20 protein-coding genes and 1 pseudogene are annotated in these 21,684 nt (G+C 38.7%); 19 read left to right on the top strand and 2 right to left on the bottom strand.

The annotated features are described in order from the left end of the window. Positions 1-18: 18 nt before the first annotated feature. The 12 genes and pseudogenes from QCD85_RS03765 (at position 19) to QCD85_RS03710 (ending at position 9,633) form a co-directional block, all read left to right on the top strand. Positions 19-663 (top strand): LysM peptidoglycan-binding domain-containing protein, encoded by a 645-nt coding sequence (locus QCD85_RS03765; RefSeq protein ID WP_301261670.1) that lies wholly within the window; start codon positions 19-21, stop codon positions 661-663. Next, positions 660-1,643, top strand: a complete 984-nt coding sequence (locus QCD85_RS03760) for an XkdQ/YqbQ family protein (RefSeq protein WP_301261669.1) — start codon at positions 660-662, stop codon at positions 1,641-1,643. The genes QCD85_RS03765 and QCD85_RS03760 overlap by 4 nt, the downstream gene beginning before the upstream one ends. A gap of 31 nt (positions 1,644-1,674) precedes the next feature. Beyond that, on the top strand, positions 1,675-2,046 hold the full coding sequence (locus tag QCD85_RS03755; RefSeq protein WP_301261960.1) for a hypothetical protein: 372 nt from the start codon (positions 1,675-1,677) through the stop codon (positions 2,044-2,046). After that, positions 2,039-2,497: a DUF2634 domain-containing protein gene (locus QCD85_RS03750; protein WP_273615244.1), complete on the top strand. Its 459-nt coding sequence runs from the start codon at positions 2,039-2,041 to the stop codon at positions 2,495-2,497. The genes QCD85_RS03755 and QCD85_RS03750 overlap by 8 nt, the downstream gene beginning before the upstream one ends. Position 2,498: 1 nt before the next feature. Continuing rightward, positions 2,499-3,638 carry a baseplate J/gp47 family protein gene (locus tag QCD85_RS03745; protein ID WP_301261668.1) on the top strand — a complete coding sequence of 380 codons (1,140 nt, stop codon included), beginning with the start codon at positions 2,499-2,501 and terminating at the stop codon, positions 3,636-3,638. Then, the gene (locus tag QCD85_RS03740; protein ID WP_301261667.1) at positions 3,631-4,227 is read left to right on the top strand and encodes a YmfQ family protein; all 597 of its coding nucleotides are present in this window, start codon (positions 3,631-3,633) and stop codon (positions 4,225-4,227) included. The genes QCD85_RS03745 and QCD85_RS03740 overlap by 8 nt, the downstream gene beginning before the upstream one ends. After that, the gene (locus tag QCD85_RS03735; protein ID WP_301261666.1) at positions 4,217-6,787 is read left to right on the top strand and encodes a hypothetical protein; all 2,571 of its coding nucleotides are present in this window, start codon (positions 4,217-4,219) and stop codon (positions 6,785-6,787) included. The genes QCD85_RS03740 and QCD85_RS03735 overlap by 11 nt, the downstream gene beginning before the upstream one ends. Positions 6,788-6,802: 15 nt before the next feature. Then, positions 6,803-7,231 carry a hypothetical protein gene (locus QCD85_RS03730; RefSeq protein WP_274170677.1) on the top strand — a complete coding sequence of 143 codons (429 nt, stop codon included), beginning with the start codon at positions 6,803-6,805 and terminating at the stop codon, positions 7,229-7,231. A 1-nt stretch (position 7,232) separates the two neighbouring features. Beyond that, complete coding sequence (locus tag QCD85_RS03725) at positions 7,233-7,352, top strand: CD1375 family protein (protein WP_274170676.1); 120 nt, start codon at positions 7,233-7,235, stop codon at positions 7,350-7,352. 104 nt (positions 7,353-7,456) lie between these two features. Further along, positions 7,457-7,864: pseudogene (locus QCD85_RS03720) on the top strand (phage holin family protein); the annotation flags it as partial. 421 nt (positions 7,865-8,285) lie between these two features. Continuing rightward, positions 8,286-9,251, top strand: a complete 966-nt coding sequence (locus QCD85_RS03715) for a glycoside hydrolase family 25 protein (RefSeq protein WP_301261665.1) — start codon at positions 8,286-8,288, stop codon at positions 9,249-9,251. 106 nt (positions 9,252-9,357) lie between these two features. Further along, positions 9,358-9,633, top strand: a complete 276-nt coding sequence (locus tag QCD85_RS03710) for a holin (RefSeq protein WP_301261664.1) — start codon at positions 9,358-9,360, stop codon at positions 9,631-9,633. 371 nt (positions 9,634-10,004) lie between these two features. Here QCD85_RS03710 and QCD85_RS03705 read toward each other — a convergent pair whose 3' ends face one another. Continuing rightward, entirely contained in the window at positions 10,005-11,915 is a 1,911-nt protein-coding gene (locus tag QCD85_RS03705; RefSeq protein WP_301261663.1) for a 5'-nucleotidase C-terminal domain-containing protein, read from the bottom strand. A gap of 484 nt (positions 11,916-12,399) precedes the next feature. Between QCD85_RS03705 and QCD85_RS03700 the strand changes: the two genes are divergently transcribed. The 5 genes from QCD85_RS03700 to QCD85_RS03680 all read left to right on the top strand — a co-directional run bounded on the left by QCD85_RS03700 (position 12,400) and on the right by QCD85_RS03680 (position 18,652). Further along, positions 12,400-14,019 (top strand): ABC transporter substrate-binding protein, encoded by a 1,620-nt coding sequence (locus QCD85_RS03700; protein WP_301261959.1) that lies wholly within the window; start codon positions 12,400-12,402, stop codon positions 14,017-14,019. A gap of 20 nt (positions 14,020-14,039) precedes the next feature. Next, positions 14,040-15,044 (top strand): ABC transporter permease, encoded by a 1,005-nt coding sequence (locus QCD85_RS03695; RefSeq protein WP_273615251.1) that lies wholly within the window; start codon positions 14,040-14,042, stop codon positions 15,042-15,044. Between the two features lie 11 nt (positions 15,045-15,055). Further along, entirely contained in the window at positions 15,056-15,949 is an 894-nt protein-coding gene (locus tag QCD85_RS03690; RefSeq protein ID WP_273615252.1) for an ABC transporter permease, read from the top strand. Between the two features lie 280 nt (positions 15,950-16,229). Continuing rightward, positions 16,230-17,642 (top strand): deoxyguanosinetriphosphate triphosphohydrolase family protein, encoded by a 1,413-nt coding sequence (locus QCD85_RS03685; protein WP_301261662.1) that lies wholly within the window; start codon positions 16,230-16,232, stop codon positions 17,640-17,642. 62 nt (positions 17,643-17,704) lie between these two features. Continuing rightward, positions 17,705-18,652, top strand: a complete 948-nt coding sequence (locus QCD85_RS03680; protein WP_273615254.1) for an MsnO8 family LLM class oxidoreductase — start codon at positions 17,705-17,707, stop codon at positions 18,650-18,652. A 141-nt stretch (positions 18,653-18,793) separates the two neighbouring features. On the opposite strand, the gene QCD85_RS03675 is transcribed toward QCD85_RS03680, so the two are convergent. Continuing rightward, positions 18,794-19,747, bottom strand: a complete 954-nt coding sequence (locus QCD85_RS03675; protein WP_301261661.1) for a D-2-hydroxyacid dehydrogenase — start codon at positions 19,745-19,747, stop codon at positions 18,794-18,796. 203 nt (positions 19,748-19,950) lie between these two features. On the opposite strand from QCD85_RS03675, the gene thpR reads away from it, so the two are divergent. Together thpR and QCD85_RS03665 are read left to right on the top strand one after the other, a co-directional pair. Then, positions 19,951-20,523, top strand: coding sequence for an RNA 2',3'-cyclic phosphodiesterase (gene thpR, locus QCD85_RS03670; RefSeq protein ID WP_301261660.1), 573 nt, complete (start codon positions 19,951-19,953; stop codon positions 20,521-20,523). A gap of 275 nt (positions 20,524-20,798) precedes the next feature. Beyond that, positions 20,799-21,626, top strand: coding sequence for a cell wall hydrolase (locus tag QCD85_RS03665; protein ID WP_301261659.1), 828 nt, complete (start codon positions 20,799-20,801; stop codon positions 21,624-21,626). Positions 21,627-21,684: the final 58 nt, after the last annotated feature.

The raw sequence follows: 21,684 nt of genomic DNA, 5'->3' as shown, positions 1-21,684 counted from the left end.
TAAGAAAGGAGGATTACTGTGGATATTTTTCTGATTGATGGTAAACGTCGTTTTTTTCATTTTCCTGTAAATCCAGAAGAAATAAGTATCTCTCGATCAAAGGGATATGAAACAGTAAATATGTTGCAATATGGAGAGTTTGATTTTGTTCAAGGAGATAAAGTAAAAGAAATTAGTTTTTCTTCTTTTTTTCCAAAAGAATATAATCCTTCATATTGCCAATATAAAAATATTCCTGCACCAAATATAGCAATCAATAAATTAAATGAACTTCTTATTTCAGATCATCCTATGCAATTAATGATCACCACTACAGGAATAAATGTCCCTATTTATCTAATTTCATTTAATAGTTCTTTTAAAGGTGGAGAACCAGGTGATATTTCGTTTGATCTCACTTTCCGCACATGGCGTGATGCTAAAGTAAAACAAAAGAAAACCAGTAAGAATGGTAAAACTACAAACAAATCTGGTTCTCGTGCTGATCTTAAAACTAGCAATAAATCGTATACTGTCAAATCTGGAGATTCTCTTTCTAAAATTGCTAAGCTTGAACTTGGTGATAGCTCCAAATGGAATGATATTTACAAATTAAATACTAAGTTAATTGGTGCCAATCCCAATCAAATCAAACCTGGACAAAAGTTGGTGATGCCAACATGAGCTATAAAGTTATTATCAAAGACAAGTATGATATCACTTCTTTAGTAGAAACACTAAGTATGAAAGATTCTTTAGATCAAATAGCTTATCAAGCTAGTGTTCGCTTAGCAGTATCTTCTAAATTAGGCTTACCTACTATTGCTCCAGGGATGGATATTCGGATTAGCGGTATTACTTTTAATCAAAAAGCATATCATCCGATACTCGATTTAGGTGTGATTTGGGAAGTTGAAAGTTCCAATAGTGGAACAAAAAGGTTATCTATGACTGTATATGATCGCATGATTTATTTAGAAAAATCGGAAGATGAATACCTTTTACCTAAAGATCAGACAGCTAGTCAACGCTTAAAAAAATATGCAAAAGATTGGCAAATTAGATTAGGTGATATACCAGATACAAAAGTTAAATTGGGAAAAGCAGCTTATCGTGCTCAGACTATATTTTCAATGATTTTTGCAGACCTTAAAGAAACAGCTAAATCTGGAGGTACTATGTATCATCCACGAATGACAAGTAAAGGTTTGAGTTTATTTGAGATTGGAAGTAACAGTGAAGTTGTTGAGCTAGATCGTCTTATCGATTTAACTCAAATGCGTACACTAGAAGGTGCTGTAACTAAAGTGAAAATATTAGCAACTTCAGAATCTAGTGGAGATAAAGAAGTGCCCTCTAAAGTTTTAGCTGTTGAGGAAAAAGGAACTGAAGAATTAGGAACTCTGCAAAAAATGATTAATGATGATCAGATTAAAACAGCAGATGCAGCTAAAAAATCTGCTAAAAATTATTTAACAGGCATTCAACAGACATTTACTATTACTGCACCAGATATCAATACGATTCGTGCTGGAGATGCTGTAACTTTAAGCGGTATGAAACTATTGGTTACATCTGCTAGTCATGATTTAGGCAATCCTGGAACAATGACATTAGAGTTAGGTACAGCAGATTATGTGAGAAGGAGGTATTATCTTGAGTAAAAAAGATCCTTATGGACATTTCGCAGATCTAATGCGCTCTACGATGTCCAAGCATACCCAACAAGCGATGAGTGGTCTAGGTGCAGTACTTGGAACAATGACTGGCTCAGGAGTAAAGTTAGATGATTTCAAACATGAAATTCAAGATTATATGATCGCTGAATTGCCAGGGATGTTCGAAATGCCAGAACGTACTGATGTAGGACGTACTTATCCTTTAGGTCAAGGTGGGAACGGTGGAACCGCAACGAAAAGTGATTTTGTGTTCGATAAAGTCGAAGTAGAAGAAACGGTGCTTCACTTGAACAAAGGTCTCAAAGCTGGTGATCGAGTACTGGCTCTTCGTGTAAATAGCGGTAACGATGTGGTCATCGTATGCAAGGTGGTGAGTGGCAATGGCTAACCTTTTTCCTGATACGGATGCTTTTATTTGGGGAGACGAAGAAGAGACGACAGCAACAGACAGCACAGAAGTCATATTCGGCAAAAGTTGGCGTTATGACTATGATGCAGGTGATTTTGTGCTTACTCCTAGTGGTAAAGTAGCCATTGCTGATGAGAAAGAAGCATGGGTGCAGTGGTGCCACAAAGCTATTTTGACCCCTCGTTATCGGCATGTGATCTATTCTCGTGATTATGGAAGTGAATTAGAAGAATTAGTAGGTCAAGGATACGGGCATGCAATCATGGAGAGTGAGATTACTCGAATGGTTACCGAAACATTATTGACCGATGAGCGCACAGAAAGTGTAGATCAGTTTACTTTTAAATGGGTAGACGATCAATGTGTATTTACCTGCCGGATTACAAGTGTGCAAGAAGATACACAAATTTTGGAAAGTGAGGTGATCTAACTTGGCAGAACTTCCTCAGTATTTAACGGAGCAAACAGAAGAAAATATTATGCAGCGTATGCTAGAACGAGTACCTTCTGATCTAGACAAGTCGGAAGGTTCTTTTATTTGGGATGCAGAAGCACCGGTTGCTTTTATGTTATCTGAAGCAGCTATTTGGGCACAAGAATTGTTACGACGTGGATTCGCTAGTACGGTAGCCAGTACAGATGAGAATTTTCGTTCCGATGAATTAGATTTACGTGCAGCAGAGCATGGTGTGACTCGTAGAGCAGCAGTAGCAGCATCCGGCGCAGTTGTATTTACAGGTGAAGTCGGTAAACCTATCCCTATTGGGACTGTAGTTGCTACGCCAGCAGATGAAAATTCAGGCGAAGCGTCATTGGAATATGAGACAACTGTAGCCGGTACTTTGGATAGTACAGGTAAAGCCACCGTGCCTGTTCGCGCAGTCGTTGCAGGCAAAGCAAGCAATGTGCCTACAGGTATTATTACGATTGTATCTACTTCGCTTAATGGTGTTACGGGTGTGAACAATACCGTAGAGATCAAAGGTGGAGCCGATATCGAATCTGATATGTCTTTGCTAGAACGTTTTTATGCGAAAGTGCGTAATCAAGGCACAAGCGGTAACAAAGCCCAATATATGCAGTGGGCTGGTGAAATTGCTGGAGTGGGTGGAGCACGAGTGAGTCCTTTATGGAAAGGGCCAGGTACTGTGGGCATTTATGTGTTAGATACAGATAAGCGTGCAGCCAATACCGATATTGTAAGAGCAGTACAAAATTATATCGACCCTACGCAAGATGGACAAGGAGAAGGAACAGCTCCAGCAGGTCCCATTATTACAGTGATGCCAGCTGAAGAAGTACCGATGAATATTGATGTTACATTAACACTTGCTAGTACTGCTTCAGTCGCCGAAGTTAAGAATTTAATTCAACAAGGAGTAAAAGCTTATCTGAAGCAGTTGGCTTTTACAGATTCGCTTGTGAGGTATACACGCATTGCTGCTATTTTATTGGATATTCCACCGATCATCGATTATGCACAGTTAACAGTGAATGGTACAAGTGACAAAAATATTGAAATGAGCGCTAATCAAGTAGCAGTACTCGGGACGGTGACCGTTCATGAGTAATCTGTCTGGTAGTGCTCCTTTTTCTTTTTCCAGTGTAAAAGGTGCTGAATTGTTTTCTTATTTACCTGCATACTATGAGACATCCCGTGTCATGCGTGCAGATATGAATACCAAAGGACATGAAATGGATCATTTCTATCAAGCGCTGGAAGAAACCTTCCAGCAATTTTTTGTCCGTACAGCAACATGGGGATTACCCCGTTGGGAAGCTGAATTAGGTATTGAAACGAACCTCAACAAGCCATTAGAGCAAAGACGCGCAGTGGTTGAATCCAAACTACGTGGTGGCGGTAAATTTTCAGGTAAACTGGTCAAAAATGTAGCTGCTGCTTATGAACGAGGTGCAGTAAATATTTCTTTTGAACCTGCACAATGGGCATTTACGATTACTTTTGTAGATACGATTGGTGTACCACCAAATTTATCAGACTTACAAAATATGATTGAGCAGATCAAGCCAGCTCATTTAGTAGCACGTTATGTATTCCGTTATTTAAGAATAAAAGAAATTCATCAACAAATGAAAATTAAAGAACTAGATGGTAAAAAAATGTCAGATTTCGCAGGAGGTATACACAATGTCGAGTAATACAGATAAATTGAAATTGCTTAAGGTAGATCCAGTTGCCGATGGAGAACAGTATTTTAATATTGATACGATGTTAAATGATAATTGGGACAAAGTCGATACCTATGCTCAAGACATGGCTAATAAAGTAGATGGTAATCTTTTACCACGTTTGAATACAATGAAAACCAAAGATATTACATTACAGCCAGGGCTACAAATTATAAATGCTGAGAAAGCTTCACCTTTTCGATTAACAGGTTTAAAAGGTCGTACCTTGTTAAACTTAACTGGATCTGATTGGACACCTACCAAAAATATAACAAGATTTATCAATTATCAATCTACACTGAGTGTAGATAATAATAAAAGTGTAACAAGTGGAAATGCTCTTAAAATTACAGCAACTGTCGCTAATAGTATTGCAGACGGATTTGGTAAAAATGCAATCAACTTAGTTTCCGGAAAAAAATATATTGCTCTAGGACACCTTTACAATGAAACCGGGCAAAGCATGAAGTTAGTCATCCAAAACACTGCTATCGAAAGTCCTGTAACTACATCTAAAAATAAATGGGAGTTTGTATACATTCCATTTACTGCTGGAGGAAATGTGAGCAATGCTTATCCTATTGCAAGACTTAATGCGAGTGCAGTTGGAAATGCAGGATATGCAGACGGATTACGTTTATATGAAATTTCAGACGCAGAATATGCCACTCTTGCTACAATGACATCCGAACAAATTGCTTCTGCTTATCCTTATGTGGATAGCATTTCGCCTGTACGTAATCCATATGTGATTGCATACGGTGAAAATTTGTTGCCTGCTTTGCAAGAATGGTCAAATACAGAAGGAACACCAGTTATAAATAATCGGTACAGTGTTGATGTAAGTAGTACTAATAAGATTATTCATAATTCTGTAGCTGTTGTGCCAGGCGCTACGTATACATTGTCTGCTGTTTCGAGTGGTTCTACGGGGCGCATTTTTGTATATAATACAAACGGCTCTGTAGCCTTAGCGGATAGTACAGGTAGTGGAACAATATTTGCTACATTTAAAGTACCGGTTGGAGTAAACGTAGTTGAAGTAAGAGTCTTAGGAACAAGTACAACTGCTGTTAATCTTTCTAATCTAATGCTGAATATTGGAACTACAGCGAACGCATTTGTCCCTCGAGAAGATTCTATGTTAGCACTACAAACAGATCTGTATGCTGATCCAGTCACAGGAGCTAATGCAGATGAAGTATTTGAAAAAGATGGACAATATTTTAAATTATCTAAATGGAAAAAGATAATTTTAGATGGTGATAAAAAATGGGTACTTGGTGACGCACAAGCTACAAATGGAAGTAGACAAGTGAAAATTTCAGGATTGACTACTGGTGCATTAGTAGCAAGTGGTATTTCTATTAAATTTGATGGAAAATTAATACTACAAGGAAGTACAGGAAGTATTCCTGATACAAATGCAATTACAGCAGCAGGAGATCTTTATATATCTATTTCTATAGCAGACAGTGGTTGGAGTGATACTTACACACCAACATCAGATGAGATTAAAGCTTATTTTCTTGGTTGGAAAATGTATGATAGTTCAGATAGTTCAGGTAATACTTCTTATAATCGTACAGATGGAACAAATAAGGCATGGACTCCACTAGCTAGTTATAACAATATTAACTATTCTGGTGCTACTACTACTGTACCTTTAGTTAAGCCAGAGACAAGTGGAATTGTTTATCGGCAATCCAGAGAAGTTAATTCATATCAACTAGTCTATAGATTAAACAAACCTGATCTTGAACCGCTTCTTACAGAAGGTGAACTTCTTTTAAAAGAAAGGAGTAATCAAGTCGAGGTTGGAACAGGTATTATTTTAAGAGAAACTGCTAAACCAAATATGCCAAATGATAATTGGTTTATTAACCAAAATGGCTCATCGCTTTTTTACAAAACGACTCGAATTTTAAAAGTATATAAAAATAATAAGCAAGATAATGCTTGGCTTATTCGTAATCATGGAGAAAGTCTTACAGCGCAAGGTGGTGGAGATGCTTATATTCCTATCAATTCTAACAATTATGATCCCAAAGCAACGTATACAATCACTTATATTACTAATGAAAGATCTCCTTTAACTAACTTTATAGGGTCCTATGCTCTTAACGAAAAAACAATACTAGAAGAACTGATCAAAGATGTACAACAATCTAATACACGTCTTTCTATTGTTGAAAATAAAAAAATAAATCAATATACTTCGACTTGGATTACACCTACAATATTTCTTGGATGGGAAGGTGCATTAGGATTTGGATATCGAATCGAAGGGAATCGGGTTTATTTACAAGGTATTTTACGCGGGGGTACTCCAACACCAACAGGCTTAATTTTTACAATGCCAGAACAATATCGTACAAAAAGAGGTTTTACAGCTACATTTGGCTCATACACAGCATCTACAAGTTCAACAGTAGCTATCGATTTCTTTTCTAATGGTAGAGTCTCTTTTGTTACTAATACTGCTCAACTTTATATTTCATTTGAAGGATTTAGTTATCCTTTAGACTAAAAGGAGGTTAGTTCTATGAAAGCTGTACCTAAAGTAGACGCAAATGGTCTATATATCGAAGATGTTATTCAGGACGATACCTTTAGCGGTATCGTCCCTTTTTATACCGATCCATCAGATACGGATTCTCCGATTACTAGTTATCTTATTGGCACTGGTGTTCCAAGTGGTCTGTATCAACCAAAATGGGATTTGGATCATAATCAATGGGTGGAAGGACTAACACAAATAGAGATTGATGAATTAAAAAAATTATCGACTAGCCCACCATCAACAGATATTACTCAAATGCAGCAAGAACTTACGAATACCCAGCTGGCACTTACCGATACATTCGAAAAGTTAACAGCTTCTCAACAAGAGACCACGAATTTACAATTAGCTGTTGCTGATTTATATGAACAATTAGCCAGTATGACTTCTATTGAAGGAGGTGGCAAATAATATGGCTGCCATTTATGTGAGTCTCATTCAAAAAGGATTGAAAACAATAGAAGATGTGCCTACGTATCAAGGAATGCGCAATCAGGTACAACAATTATTGGATAATGTCAAAGAAGCCTAAATACAAGTATAGATAAACCAAGTCCTCAAGCCTCCGGCACTTCGCCTGGGGGCTCTTTTTAACCTAAACAAAACAACATACTACAATAACAGGAGGAAAGGTCCATGGGTGGGGAGGTTGAAGCCATTGTCAAATCGGTATCGACTGGTGCGGGGGCCATGATCGGGTACTTTTTCGGGGAGTGGAGTGTAATGATCAATCTACTATTGATGCTTGTCATCGTCGATTGGGTAACAGGATGGGCAGCTGCATGGATCAATGGAGAATTAAAAAGTCGAACAGGTTACCGCGGAATTGCTCGCAAAGTTGCTATTTTTGTTATGGTTACGATCGCTCATTTTATTGATAAAGCGGTAGGTGATCTGCATTATTTTCAAGATGCTGTCATCTTTTTCTATTTAGCGAATGAATTATTATCTGTGATTGAAAATATGGGACGTATGGGTGTACCTATGCCTAAAGTGTTACGTCATGCTGTCAAAATCTTCGAATCTCATAGTGGAGAAGATGAACCGAATGAAGACGCTAACTCTTCTTCTCAACGCTCAACAAGCCATTCGGCAACCATCTTACCGACAACGAATGGACAGATTGAGTCAGATCACCATAACAATCCAGAATCTCACCAATCCAACAATAATCGTCCATCTGATCCAGTAGCAGAGGATAAGCCAAAGCAAGACGACGATCTAACAGTTACCGACGAACTATCTCCAATGGCACAAGCAGAACGAGATCAGCAATTTGTACGCAAAGAAAACACGCTAGAAAACTTCATTTTTCCAGAATAATATATTGCATTCATATCTACGTCTCAGTATTCGCTTCAAGTAGAGCTGAGCCTGATACTATGTTTTATTTGCGCAATAGCAGAATAGACGTAACGTAACACGCAAGTAAATTGGTAAATACACCAGAGAGAAGGTGAATCGATTGCAAGCCAAAACAGCAGATGGTGCACAGGGCATTGATGTATCGCACTGGCAAGGAAATATCGACTGGAACAAAGTCAAAGCCGCAGGCAAACAGTATGCTTTTATCAAAGCGACTGAAGGTACGCGTAATAAAGATGTTAGATTTATTGCGAATATTAAAGGCGCGAAAGCTGCTGGATTATTAGTAGGTGCGTATCATTTTCTAAATGCTACCAGTACCAGTATTGCACAGAAAGAAGCTACTCATTTTGTCCAAAGACTGCAAGAGATTGGCGGAGCGAAAGCATTAGATTTTCCACCTGTACTAGACTACGAAAATAACCCGGGTGGATTAAATAAAAGCTCGATTAATGCTATTGCTAAAGCTTTTCTAGAAGAAGTAGAACGCTTAACTACCATTCAGCCTATGATCTACACAGGTAATGCGTTTGCTGCTCATTTTGATACTTCACTCAGCAAGTATTCATTATGGATCGCAAGATACAGTAACACCCGTATTCCTGACGATTGTACCGCATGGAAATCATGGGATTTCTGGCAGTACTCAGATTCTGGATATGTAAATGGAATCGGTGGCAATGTAGATCTCAATATTTATAAAGGCACATTAGCACAGTTAATAGACACTTATCGTCACAAGCAAGATCATGAACCAGTAGAGGAGGGAGAACAACCGATGACCGCAGAAGAGAAAAAAGCTTTTCAAGCATTAGAAGCTACTGTCAAAGCACAAGCAGATCGTATTGCTGCATTAACAGACAGTCGTGATCTACTCAAAACTAGTATTACGAAAGTAGATACACGTATCCAACGGATCGAGCAAACTCAAAAAATGGATATTCCTACTTGGGCCAAAGAAGCGGTGGATAGCGCATTAGCTACTGGTCTAATTCAAGATGCAGAAGGTGGCAGTTACGACTTTTATCGTTTGCTCACCGTATTACATCGTAAAGGTCTCATTTAATACCATCTTCATGATATGAATAGATCTACTAATAAATAGCTATAACCAAATAAACAAAATAAAAGTGATACCAATAAACTTTTGATAAAGAGAGAGGAGTTAGGATATGGAAGAATTAAATAATGTATTAGCATTTGCTTCTACCTTGTCGCTGATCGTATTAGCACTTGTACAAGCACTCAAAACCGCAGTCGCTACACCGAAAAATTGGATTCCAGTGATTGGGATTATTATTGGTGTAGGCATTGGGGCAGCAGCTTATCCATTTACAGAATTGGGATTGGTTCCTCGTCTGTGGGCAGGTGGGCTTGCTGGACTGTCTGCAACAGGATTATTTGAATTAGCTTTTAATCCAAAAGTAGGCACCAGTAAAAGTATGTAATAGTGAACTATGAAGATTATATGATCTGAGAAATGTGTGTACGCATAGGAAAACGATCACTTGTATATCACTATATGGGTAACGTAGTAATACCAATCTAATCTATGCTAAAAAGGGCTTATCTAGAGCTATTTAAAGAATAGTATGATTGAAAACATTCGACTCATTCTTGAATACTGTCGCTATATGTACTATTGTTCATTTTTCAAATCGATAACAAACACATTCTCGATAGACAACAAAAAAAGGATCTGGAAGAATCCAGATCCTTTTACTTTTTACATTGAAAGTTACCATTATGCATGATGGTATAACTTCTTTATTTTACATATACCTGATTGCTCTTATAGCATCTTTACCAAGAGCTTAGCTTAAGATGCTGCTGTTGCAGTCATAGCAGGTAGTTTGATTTTTTGACCTGGATAAATCCAGTGTGCATTCGTAAGATCGTTCAGATCGCGTAGTACTTTCCAAGTTGTACCATGGTCTACAGCGATTGAATACAATGTATCCCCGGCTTTAACTACATATACATCGCTTGCTGCTGGAACCGGTTTGGCTGGTGTTGGTTTAGCAGGCTTAGCGGGTTTGGTTGTAGAAGGCTTAGCAGGAACAGGTTTAGCTGGTGTTGCAGGCTTAGTTGTAGATGGTTTGGCAGGAACCGGCTTCACTGGAGTCGCAGGTGTAGTCGCTTCACCTGTACTTGAAGCAGGAGTAGCTGCTTCTACAATCCGTCCATCTGTTTTGATATTAACTTTGCCCAGAGACTGCATATATTCGATCAATGCTTCATCTAATGAACCATAGATACCCGTTTGCGCTTTACCTTTGAACATTGTGTATTCGTCTCCACCAACAGCCATAAAGTCATTTGTTGCAAGACTATAGGTTGCTTTTAAATCAAGTGGTTTGCCACCGACTGTTACCGAGTGGACACGTTTGCCTTTTTCTTTAGCGGTATCGATTTTGTACGTGATTCCAGATACTTGAGTAAATGCTCCTTTTTCGTTCGGGAAATCACTAGCACCGTTGTTCAATGCCGCTAACAGTTCAGCACCTGTTACATTGATCGAAACGATTAGATTACCGAAAGGAAGAACAGTGATCACATCACCTTTGGTTACTTTACCCGCAGCGATTGAAGCACGAATACCTCCGCCGTTCGTAATCGCTACATCTGTACCTGCTGTTTTGCGCATAGCATCTGTTAACAGATCCCCAAGATTCGTTTCACCTGCACGAACTTGAGTACGCTCACCGTCTAGTTTAACGGAAGATTCAGCAACTGTTTCTTCAAGGATCGATTTTTGTGATTCTTGAATAGAATCAACCAGTGCAGCAACTTTCGGATCTGGAGTAACATTTGCTGCTGCTTTTTCGTCTAATACATAAGCTTGTTTCTTCGTTACTTTACCGCCGTCTACCCATAGATCGATAACGCCCATATGTTCACCATATTCGCCTGTACTAGCGATCAGTGTTCCATTTTCAGTCTGTCCATTTTCAAGCAATGTATGACTGTGACCATCAATAAATACATCGATACCCGGAACTTCTTTAACCACTTTCAAGCTTGTATCTGTGCTGGATTGATCCAGACCCAAATGCCCTAGAGCAACAATGACATCCACTTTACCTTGCAATTCAGCAACCATTTTTTTAGCAGCTACCGCAGGATCGGTAAATTCAATATTGGTTACATTTTTAGGATTTGTTTTGTATGCAGTCTCAGGCGTTTCTAATCCGAAAATACCGATTTTGACTCCGTCTACTTCACGAATAATATAAGGTTCAAAAGGAGCCTTTCCATTTTTTTCGACAATGTTAGAAGAAATAATCGGGAAATTAGCCATTTTGGAAAGTTCTAGCAAGCGATCATACCCATAATCAAATTCATGGTTACCGGGTTCCATTGCTGCATAACCCATTAGATTCATCGTTTGGATGACGCTTTCGCCTTTAACCAATGTAGCAAAAGAAGTACCATGAATCTGATCTCCAGCGTCTAACAACAACGTATTCGGATTCGCTTCACGATACAAATTAGCGATTCCAGAAAGTTTGGCATAGCCCATATAAGGCGTAGCTTCTGTAGCATGAGCATGAACGTCATTCGTATGTAAGAGAGTGATATGTGTTCCAGTACCAGCATCTTGTTGAGCCTGCTGATTAATACCTTCTATCGTTAGTGTGGAAGGTGCAGCCGCAGATAGAACACTTGAAAAGCTTAGAGTCAGCAATGCTGACGCGGCAAATGATAAAAACGTTTTCTTTGTAAACATAGAAATGAAATGCCCCCTTTTATTTGGTATTCTCCTTATTCTATCAGTTAATTGTTAACGGTGTCACTAGATTTGAGCAAACTATTTGTAAAAAATATTAAGAAAAGTTAGTTAATATGACATTATATACATTATCTTAAAACAATCATTGATATCATTCATTTTTAAAATCAAAGTATATTGATAATGAGAAGTCAATTTAACAGCATATAAAAGGATTTTAATATAATATAAACGCAATAATTTGATATTACTGTCGTTTGATGTAGCCTTTTGTAACAAATAAACGTTTTATGTGAAAAAACATTGCCAAACAAGTAACAATGATGTAAATTAAGTTCAACCTGTGGTCAATTCCAATTTTAGCCAACATTCTCAAAATACATATACAAGAGAATATGCTGGATAAAAAGGATTGAGTACGTATCCATGATTTTCTAATTCAGAAGGGAGTTTGTTGCTTGTGAAAAAGGGATTATTGTTGATGTTTACGTTGATGCTTATGTCTGTTTTATTGTTGGCAGGTTGTACCGGAAACAAATCAGCTACAACAGCACCAGAAGCTAATGGAACAGAAGAGACCGCTGCTACTGGAGGCGGAACATTAATAGTAGGACGGGGTGGAGATTCAGCCGCACTCGATCCAGCAATCGTTACTGATGGGGAATCGCTCAAAATTGCACAACAGGTTTTTGATACACTGTTAGATTACAAAGAAGGAACAACTGAAGTTATGCCATCACTCGCAGAAAGTTGGACGATTTCAGATGATGCACTAACGTATACTTTCAAATTACGTGAAGGTGTCAAATTCCATGATGGTACTGATTTTAACGCTGATGCAGTTGTATTTAACTTCAACCGCTGGGGCGATACCAAAAGTAAATACAAATTTGAAGGTGACTCTTTCGATTATTATGATTCCATGTTTGGACCGGAAGAAGATCGCGTGATTGCAAGTGTAACTGCAACTGATCCAACAACGGTTGTTTTCAAATTAAATAAACCACAAGCTCCATTTCTACAAAATCTAGCGATGACTTGCTTCGGTATTGCTAGTCCAAAAGCAATCGAAGATGAGAAAGCAAACTTCAAATCCAATCCAGTCGGTACAGGTCCATTTGTATTTAAAGAATGGAAACGTAGCGATTCGATCACACTCGACAAAAATCCTAACTACTGGCAAGAAGGATTGCCAAAAATGGATCAAGTCATTATCCGCTCTATTCCCGATAACACTGCTCGTTACAATGCCCTTCAAAACGGCGAAATAGATATGATGGAAGATTTAAGTCCAGATGATTTAGCTACATTAGAAGCTAATCCAGCACTACAAAAAATCAACCGTCCACCATTTAACGTCGCTTATCTCGGTTTCAATACCACCAAAAAACCATTTGATGATCCTAAAGTACGTGTAGCACTAAATTATGCTGTTGATAAAAAAGGTCTGATTGATGCGTTTTTCGCAGGACAAGCAGAACCAGCGGTCAATCCAATTCCACCAACCTTATGGGGATATAACAAATCGGTTGAAGATTATCCGTATGATTTAGCGAAAGCTAAGCAATTGCTAGCTGATGCAGGTTACCCGAATGGACTTGATCAAGAATTAACGTTCTATGCTATGCCTGTACCACGTCCTTACATGCCAGATGGACGTAAAGTAGCTGAAGTGATTCAAGCTAGCTTTGAACAAATTGGTGTGAAAGTAAAAATTGAATCTCCAGAGTGGGCAACTTATTTGGAAGATTTGAAAAACGGTACAAAAGACGATCTATTTATTATTGGTTGGACGGGTGATAATGGAGATCCTGACAATTTCTTCTATCCATTACTTGATAAAGATTCTATTGGTGGTAACAACTATAGTCAATACGATAGTGAAGAATTCCATGATCTAATTGTCAAAGCTCAACAAGAAACCGATCAAGCAGAGCGTAGTAAATTGTATGAACAAGCTCAAGTGATTGTGAAAAAAGATGCGCCATGGGTTCCATTGGTACATTCTACGCCATTACTTGCAGCCAAAGCTGAATTGAAAGGGTATGTACCTTCACCAACCGGCTCAGAAGCATACACCAATGTATACATCGAACAATAAAAGCATGGTAGGTGATCAGCATGGGCTCTTACATTTTTAAACGCCTGATTGTACTCATTCCCGTATTGCTAGGTATGACTATTATTGTATTTTCGATTATCCATGCGATTCCAGGTGACCCGGCAGATACGATTCTAGGGGAAAAAGCAACAGAACAGTCAAAGCAAGCTTTGCGTGAACAGTTAGGATTAGATCGTCCGTGGTTAGAACAATATTTTGCTTATTTAGGAGATTTGCTAACAGGTGATCTAGGAAGTTCGATCCGTACAAAGGAGCCTATTTCGCAAGAAATAGGTCCTTACCTGGCGGCAACGATGGAACTCACTGTAGCCAGTATGCTATTTGCAATAGTGATTGGTGTCAATGCAGGGATTATCAGTGCTTGGAGACACAATTCGTGGTTTGATTATATCTGTATGATTATTGCGTTGGTTGGCGTATCTATGCCTATTTTCTGGTTAGGATTAATGGAGCAATGGATCTTTGCCAATAAATTGCATTGGTTACCTTCGATCGGGCGTGTGAATGTACGCGAACCATTAGAAACGGTAACTGGATTTTATGTAATCGATGCTATTATTTCAGGGCAAACAGCACAGTTATGGACAGTAATCAAACATCTTATTTTGCCTTCTGTAGCACTAGGAACAATTCCGATGGCGGTTATCGCAAGAATGACACGTTCCAGTATGCTTGAAGTCATGCAGTCTGATTATATTCGTACAGCCAAAGCCAAAGGGTTATCTCAATTTTATGTAGTCTATCGACATGGACTAAAAAACGCGTTTATTCCAGTCTTGACTGTTATTGGTCTACAAACAGGTGCACTTCTAGGTGGAGCTGTACTGACCGAGACAATTTTTGCTTGGCCAGGTGTAGGCAGATATATTTATGAAGCAATTAGCAATCGTGATTATCCGGTAATCCAATCAGGCATATTAATTATTGCTATCATTTTTGTTGTTATTAATCTGCTGGTGGATCTGCTGTACGCTTTATTCGATCCACGTATCCAGTACAAGTAAGAGGTGATCTGATGACACAAGCAACCCTGAATACCGGATCAGGTGGCAACGTCAAACATGTAAAGTCTGGGCCGTGGCGTGATGGCATACGTTCATTTATGCGTAACAAAACAGCTGTGGTAGGATTAGCAATTGTCGTATTTTTCATTATACTGGCTTTACTCGCACCACTGATTTCGCCTTATGATTACAAAGCACAAGTATTATCAGAACGTCTGCAAGCGCCATCTGCTGAACACTGGTTTGGTACAGATGATCTTGGTAGAGATATTTTGACTCGTACATTATATGGAGCACGTATATCATTATGGGTCGGCTTTGTATCTGTGATCGGTTCTATTATTATCGGTACATTTTTAGGCATACTGGCAGGATTTTATGGTCGCTGGGTAGATATGTTAATCTCGCGTGTATTTGATATATTGCTAGCGTTTCCAGCTATCCTGTTAGCGATTGCGATTGTAGCGATATTAGGGCCTTCTCTGCAAAATGCGCTGTATGCGATTGCAATCGTCAATATTCCAACCTATGGTCGATTGGTGCGATCACGTGTCCTTTCGCTACGGCAAGAAGAATTTATTACAGCTGCTCGTGCAACAGGTGTTCGAGATGTACGGATTTTATTTAGACATATTTTGCCGAACAGTCTTACGCCGATTATTGTACAAGGAACACTCGGAGTGGCAACAGCGATTATAGAAGCCGCAGGACTAGGCTTTCTAGGAATGGGTGCTCAACCACCTGAACCTGAATGGGGTAAGATGTTATCTGATTCGCGTCAGTTTATTCAGACCGCTCCCTGGACAGTGATTTTTCCCGGAGTATCGATCCTGTTGACGTCGCTTGGATTCAATCTAATGGGCGATGGATTACGTGATACATTTGATCCGAGGATGAAGCGCTAAGCTAGAAATGATTATGACTAAATGAAAAGAAGATATGCGAACCGATTGTAGGCTCGTATATCTTCTTTTTTGATATCCAATATAAGAATTCTAAATTTTTTCTTCTATATATACAGTCATTTTGTAACGTATATTTTTCAGTGTAAAATGGGTATAAATAGTTTACCATTTAGTTAGGCATGTATTTGTGAAAATGCGTTACTTTGCGAAGTGTGCAAAAATGTGTATAATCACTCCAACCATGTATAGCCAATAGATATAGAGATATAGGAGAAACCATATGGAAAATAATTTAAAATCAATGCGTGAACACCGTCAATACACAGAGGACAAACATGAAGCTTCCCGCGAAGCTTACGAACGCGATTATTCGCGATTGATTCATTCTCCAACGTTTCGTCGTTTACAAGGAAAATCACAGGTATTTGGAGCAGGGACAGGTGATTATTACCGTACACGATTGACTCATTCTTTGGAAGTGGCACAGATCGCCAGACAAGCAGCCAAAAGTCTACTTAGTCGTTATCCTGAAATTGATGAATCATCTGCTAGTAATCCCGGGCTGATTATTCATCCTGAAGTAGTAGAATGTGCTTCAATTGCTCATGATTTCGGGCATCCGCCGTTTGGACATAAGGGAGAAGAAGTACTGGAGAGTATATTAGAAAATTTAATTACCGAGAAAACGCAAAAAGCATTAAAAGGCAAAAAAGTAACTTCTGCTGAACGGGAAGCTGTGCGTCAGCAAATGCGAGAAAAATATGAACACTTTGAAGGCAATGCTCATAATTTTCGGTTGATTATGTTTTTGGAAAAACGTGAAAATTTGGATGGACTCAATCTGTGCGATGCTGTTCTACTCGGTATTAACAAATATCCTTATACCGGAATCGTTAATAAAAAAGGACTGTACCATCGGGAGTGGCAATATATTAACCAGATTCGTCAGCAGTGGCAAATTCCAGATCGTAAAATTACACTGGAAGCTCAATTGATGGACTTGTGTGATGATATCGCTTATTCGGCTCACGATTTAGAAGATGGGATCAAAGCAGGTAAAATAGAAGTCCATGAACATTTTATGCATGATCCATATACGCATAAATTAATTATCGAAAAAATTATGACCCTTGAAGATCGTTTCTGGTTAGGATGGAGTCGTGAAAGTATAGCAGCTAAAGTAGATGAAGTCTTAACAGCATACTTGCGTATTTGGGGTGAAAAGTTGCCTGTTTGTGATCATGATTACTCTCGTACTCGCCGCGAGGTCAAAGCGTACTGGGTAAGTCATTTTGTAAGTCATCTGGGTGTGATTGATGATGGTGATTGGAAAAAGGTCACTTTTATCAATGATCAAGCAGAAGACGAAGATTTGTTGCGAACTGTAAGTGTACTCAAAAGTTTTGCATGGGTGACGATGATTCGTGATCTACGTGTGCAACGATTACAAAAACGCAGTGAGTGGATTATTCGCCGCTTATGGGATGCTTTTCTTGATCAAGAATCGTCTGTGTCTATTATTCCTTCGGATTGGTTGCAACGATTTGAACGTGATCAATTAAGCCCGAATCCTGTATGGACATGGGAGCGAATGGTCATTGATTATATTGCTGGAATGACCGACGCATTTGCCGAGAAAATATATAATGAATTATACGGTCTCAAAGTCGGGTCTATTTACGATCTCGATTAATATTATTTATGTTCTTACAAAAAACTATATTATAGAAGAAACATCATAGAAGAGGTGAAACCATGAAAGCATTACCCCTTGGCATTCTGGATATGTCACCTGTATTAGAAAGCGTATCGGTTGAAGAAGCATTACAACAATCTGTACGATTAGCACAAATGGCAGAAGAACAAGGATATGAGCGATTCTGGTTATCAGAGCATCACGACATGGCAGGGCTTGCTTGTACAGCACCTGAAATATTAATCACTTATATTGGAGCGCACACGTCAACGATTCGTCTAGGTTCTGGCGGTGTATTATTGCCTCATTATAGTGCACTCAAAATCGCAGAAACGTTTCGGATGTTATCAGCGCTGTATCCAGGCAGAATTGATCTTGGTATAGGACGTGCACCCGGTGGATCTGCTCATGCTTCGATTGCACTCAGTGGTAATTATTTAGAACATGTGGCTCAGATGCCTACATTGATGCAAGACCTTACTCATTTGTTGCAAAATAAATATGAGATTGAAGGCGGAGAAGTTTTTGCTAGACCGATTCCTGCACAAGAGCCGGAATGCTGGTTACTTGGTACCAATATTAAGAGTGCAGGTCTAGCCGCTGAATATGGAACAGGATATGTATTTGGTTACTTTATGAGTGATAATGATGGTCAGAAAGCCATCCAACATTATCTTGAACAATATCAAGCTACATCGTTACAGTCTCATCCTAAAGTCATGATGGCAATCTCTGTTATTTGCGCAGATACGCAAACAGAAGCAGAGCAGTTATATGAGCATTGGAAAAGTCATTCTCAAGCGCCGGGCGGAAGTACTGACGAAATTCCAGCTCCGATTGTAGCAAGCACCGAAAATATTATAGAGCAGTTACAACAATTGCAAACTCAATATAAGGCGGACGAACTACTACTCATTTGTCCATTGCAAACGTACGATCAACGTATCCATGTGTATCAAAAAATTGCAGAAGCCAATCAATCGGTATCTTCTGTTTCGTTGTTATAAAATGCTAAAAAATAAAAGTATAGATTATATTTAAAAGATAAATGCGATTGAATAAATAAACGAACTATTGAATAAATCATACTTTTTCATTACAAAAAAGACTCGTCCTTTTATTGGGAACGAGTCTTTTTATTGTTTTAATTAATATTTTTTACCATAATCAACTAGATTGATAGGAAGAGTCTGATCGTTCTGATAAGCTTTCAAGTTCGTTAGGAAAATATCTAATACACGTTCTGTATAATGTTCATTACTACCTGCAATATGAGGGGTAATAATCACTTGATCCATTTTCCATAATGGATGATCTTCAGGTAAAGGTTCCGGGTCAAACACATCAAGCCCTGCTCCAGCAATTACGTGATCTTCCAAAGCATGAACCAATGCATCGGTGTCCACTGTAGAACCACGTCCCACATTTATAAAAATAGCATTTTTCTTCATCGCTGCAAAACGTTCTTGATTAAATAACTGTTTCGTCTCATCCGTTAGTGGCAAAATATTCACCACATAATCTGCTTCAGCCAAAGCATCGTCTAATTGATCCATCGTATACATCTCTTCGATATGTTCTGTTGCTTTACCTGAACGACGAACACCGATTGTATGCATACCGAATGCTTGAGCAAGTCTTGCCGTTTCTTGTCCAATATTACCAACACCTACAATAGCAATCGATTTTCCTTTAAGTTCGGTAAACGTTCCACTCGTATCCCATGTCTGTTGACTCTGATTGCGAATCGCTTGATGAAAGTTACGAGAGAATGACAACATATATCCAAAAATTTGTTCTGAAATTGGAACGGTATGTACACCGTTAGCGCTGGTCAATTGAACTTGCTTATGACTCAACTTGTCTAAAGGCATATTATCCACACCTGCTGACCAGGTTTGAACCCATTTAACCGGACAGTCTTCGGCAAGAATATAATCAGCCAGCTTTTTAGACCATCCTACAATAATTTCGGCATCTTGAAAAAGGGAAGCATCTGCTTGTTTGGCAGGAACAGCTTTCAACTCATAATGGGGCGCTGCCTTTTGAATCTGTTGTTTTTGAGCTTCATCTAGTTCTTGTAGAAAGACAATGGTAGACATGTGATTCCCTCCTCGAGTAGTAAAGCTTGAATGTTTATTTCTGTTTTAAATGATATCAAATAATAACCCGCACACCAAATTAGAAGCAGTAAAGGAATGTAGTGTTTTGCAGATTTATATCATTTGGTGTATACTAAGTGGAAGTAATGATAGAACGTGTGTTCGTTAAAAGTGATTTTAGTATGAAGGAGGTTATATGGATCATGGGTACACAAGCAGGACAAGAGCGAATGTTTGTTGCTTTGCGGATCGGACAAGAAGCAGCAGAATCTTTAAGTGATTGGAGTGCTTCGTTACATGAGAAATATAATTTTCGCAAATGGACACATGCACAGGATTTACATATCACAATTCAGTTTCTAGGTGATGTATGGGTAGAAGAGATTCCCCCATTACAACAAGCCATTGCTCAAATAGCAGCACAGACCCAATCATTTTCATTACAGATTGGATCATTAGATACATTTGGTCTGATCGAAGCACCCAGAGTGTGGTGGGTACATCCTGAAGGTGATCTTCAATCATTGCATATTCTTCAGCAGCAGATTGGACAAGCTTGTACAGAGTTGGGATATGTAATAGATGATCGTCCATATCGACCGCATATTACAATAGCTCGCAAATATAAAGGTGAAATTCCTTTTTCAGAGCTGGATCATACCTTTCAGTTGCCACCTATAGGATGGCAAGTCACAGAGATCGTATTGTGCAAAATACGAATAGGACATCAACCCTCATATGAGAATATTACTACATTTCCCTTAGTGAAAGAGTGACCTATGCCTAATATTGGCTTTTTGTCAATTTGACAAAAGATAAGTAACTATACTACTATACGTTCTGCTGCAATTTTGTAATTGAAGGCGGGATGGAAATCGAATTTTCGGGAATAAGAAAATTCAAATTAGATTAGTAACTTCGGCTTGTAATCGTATATTCGACTGAATCATAAATTGAAAAAATGATTCAAAATTTGAATGTTGGTGTATTCAATTGAAATCGGATAGGTTACATAGAGGATGGAGTAAGCTAACAATATTGGAGGAAAAAAATGGAGTTTATTAAACGCAACCAATGGATTACGCCTTTGTTAGGCGTGCTTTTTATATTTGTAATGTCTATGCCTTTTTGGATGGATAACCGTACAACCAAAGAAGAATCTTTTACTCAATTGCCGATATGGGGAACTAAGCCTGTAGTGGCGTCTGCATCTCCGCTTGAAGCAAGGACAAGTCTAAGCTTTGTCACCTGGAATAATACACATACCAAAAAAGTGATTAAGCAAGTCAAAGCAGAAACAACAGCAGCACAGACCAAAGCTCTTAAAGCTAAAAAATTGGCGAAACAAGCAAAATTGAAAGCAGCGAACGCACGTTCAGCCAAAGCGAAAGCATCGTCTGGCATTGTAACGGCAAGTTCGTCTATTAATCATTCAACTCCAACCCACTTATACTTTACTCGGACCGAGCTACTTAACCAGAAGGAGAAATCCGAAGCAACCTGGACCTACGCAATGTCTAGTAAAGATCGGCTACTGTTAGAACGTATCGTTATGGCAGAAGCTGAAGGCGAACCGTACGAAGGCAAAGTGGCAGTTGCCAACGTTGTCTTAAACCGGCTACGGTCAGCTAATTTTCCCAAAACTATCAAAGATGTGATTTATCAAAGATACCAGTTTTCGCCTGTAAACAACGGTAGATTTGATCGTGTGAAACCTAATGCTGAGTCTGTTCAAGCAGTAAGTGCAGCTCTATCCGGTCATAAAGAAGTGCCTGATAACACGTATTATTTTGTGTCATTGTCTTTGGCGACCGATGATACGATTGAACGTACCCGTACCAAAGTAGTACAAATTGGACATCATACTTTCTTTAAATAAAACCATGAAATAAGCTGGTTTGTTTTAGTTTGCTGTTTTCTAGTTTATAAGAAGTAGA

Source organism: Paenibacillus sp. PsM32, assembly GCF_030433815.1.
GTDB lineage: Bacteria > Bacillota > Bacilli > Paenibacillales > Paenibacillaceae > Saccharibacillus > Saccharibacillus kyungheensis.
This window is presented reverse-complemented; position numbering and strand designations above follow the sequence as displayed.

Excerpts from the sequence above, each read along its gene's own strand:
- QCD85_RS03760 (WP_301261669.1), top strand. The coding sequence starts at position 660 with ATGAGCTATAAAGTTATTATCAAAGACAAGTATGATATCACTTCTTTA.
- QCD85_RS03755 (WP_301261960.1), top strand. The coding sequence starts at position 1,675 with ATGCGCTCTACGATGTCCAAGCATACCCAACAAGCGATGAGTGGTCTA.
- QCD85_RS03750 (WP_273615244.1), top strand. The coding sequence starts at position 2,039 with ATGGCTAACCTTTTTCCTGATACGGATGCTTTTATTTGGGGAGACGAA.
- QCD85_RS03740 (WP_301261667.1), top strand. The coding sequence starts at position 3,631 with ATGAGTAATCTGTCTGGTAGTGCTCCTTTTTCTTTTTCCAGTGTAAAA.
- QCD85_RS03735 (WP_301261666.1), top strand. The coding sequence starts at position 4,217 with ATGTCGAGTAATACAGATAAATTGAAATTGCTTAAGGTAGATCCAGTT.
- QCD85_RS03730 (WP_274170677.1), top strand. The coding sequence starts at position 6,803 with ATGAAAGCTGTACCTAAAGTAGACGCAAATGGTCTATATATCGAAGAT.
- QCD85_RS03725 (WP_274170676.1), top strand. The coding sequence starts at position 7,233 with ATGGCTGCCATTTATGTGAGTCTCATTCAAAAAGGATTGAAAACAATA.
- QCD85_RS03710 (WP_301261664.1), top strand. The coding sequence starts at position 9,358 with ATGGAAGAATTAAATAATGTATTAGCATTTGCTTCTACCTTGTCGCTG.
- QCD85_RS03705 (WP_301261663.1), bottom strand. The coding sequence starts at position 11,915 with ATGTTTACAAAGAAAACGTTTTTATCATTTGCCGCGTCAGCATTGCTG.
- QCD85_RS03700 (WP_301261959.1), top strand. The coding sequence starts at position 12,400 with ATGTTTACGTTGATGCTTATGTCTGTTTTATTGTTGGCAGGTTGTACC.
- QCD85_RS03695 (WP_273615251.1), top strand. The coding sequence starts at position 14,040 with ATGGGCTCTTACATTTTTAAACGCCTGATTGTACTCATTCCCGTATTG.
- QCD85_RS03690 (WP_273615252.1), top strand. The coding sequence starts at position 15,056 with ATGACACAAGCAACCCTGAATACCGGATCAGGTGGCAACGTCAAACAT.
- QCD85_RS03685 (WP_301261662.1), top strand. The coding sequence starts at position 16,230 with ATGGAAAATAATTTAAAATCAATGCGTGAACACCGTCAATACACAGAG.
- QCD85_RS03680 (WP_273615254.1), top strand. The coding sequence starts at position 17,705 with ATGAAAGCATTACCCCTTGGCATTCTGGATATGTCACCTGTATTAGAA.
- QCD85_RS03675 (WP_301261661.1), bottom strand. The coding sequence starts at position 19,747 with ATGTCTACCATTGTCTTTCTACAAGAACTAGATGAAGCTCAAAAACAA.
- thpR (WP_301261660.1), top strand. The coding sequence starts at position 19,951 with ATGGGTACACAAGCAGGACAAGAGCGAATGTTTGTTGCTTTGCGGATC.
- QCD85_RS03665 (WP_301261659.1), top strand. The coding sequence starts at position 20,799 with ATGGAGTTTATTAAACGCAACCAATGGATTACGCCTTTGTTAGGCGTG.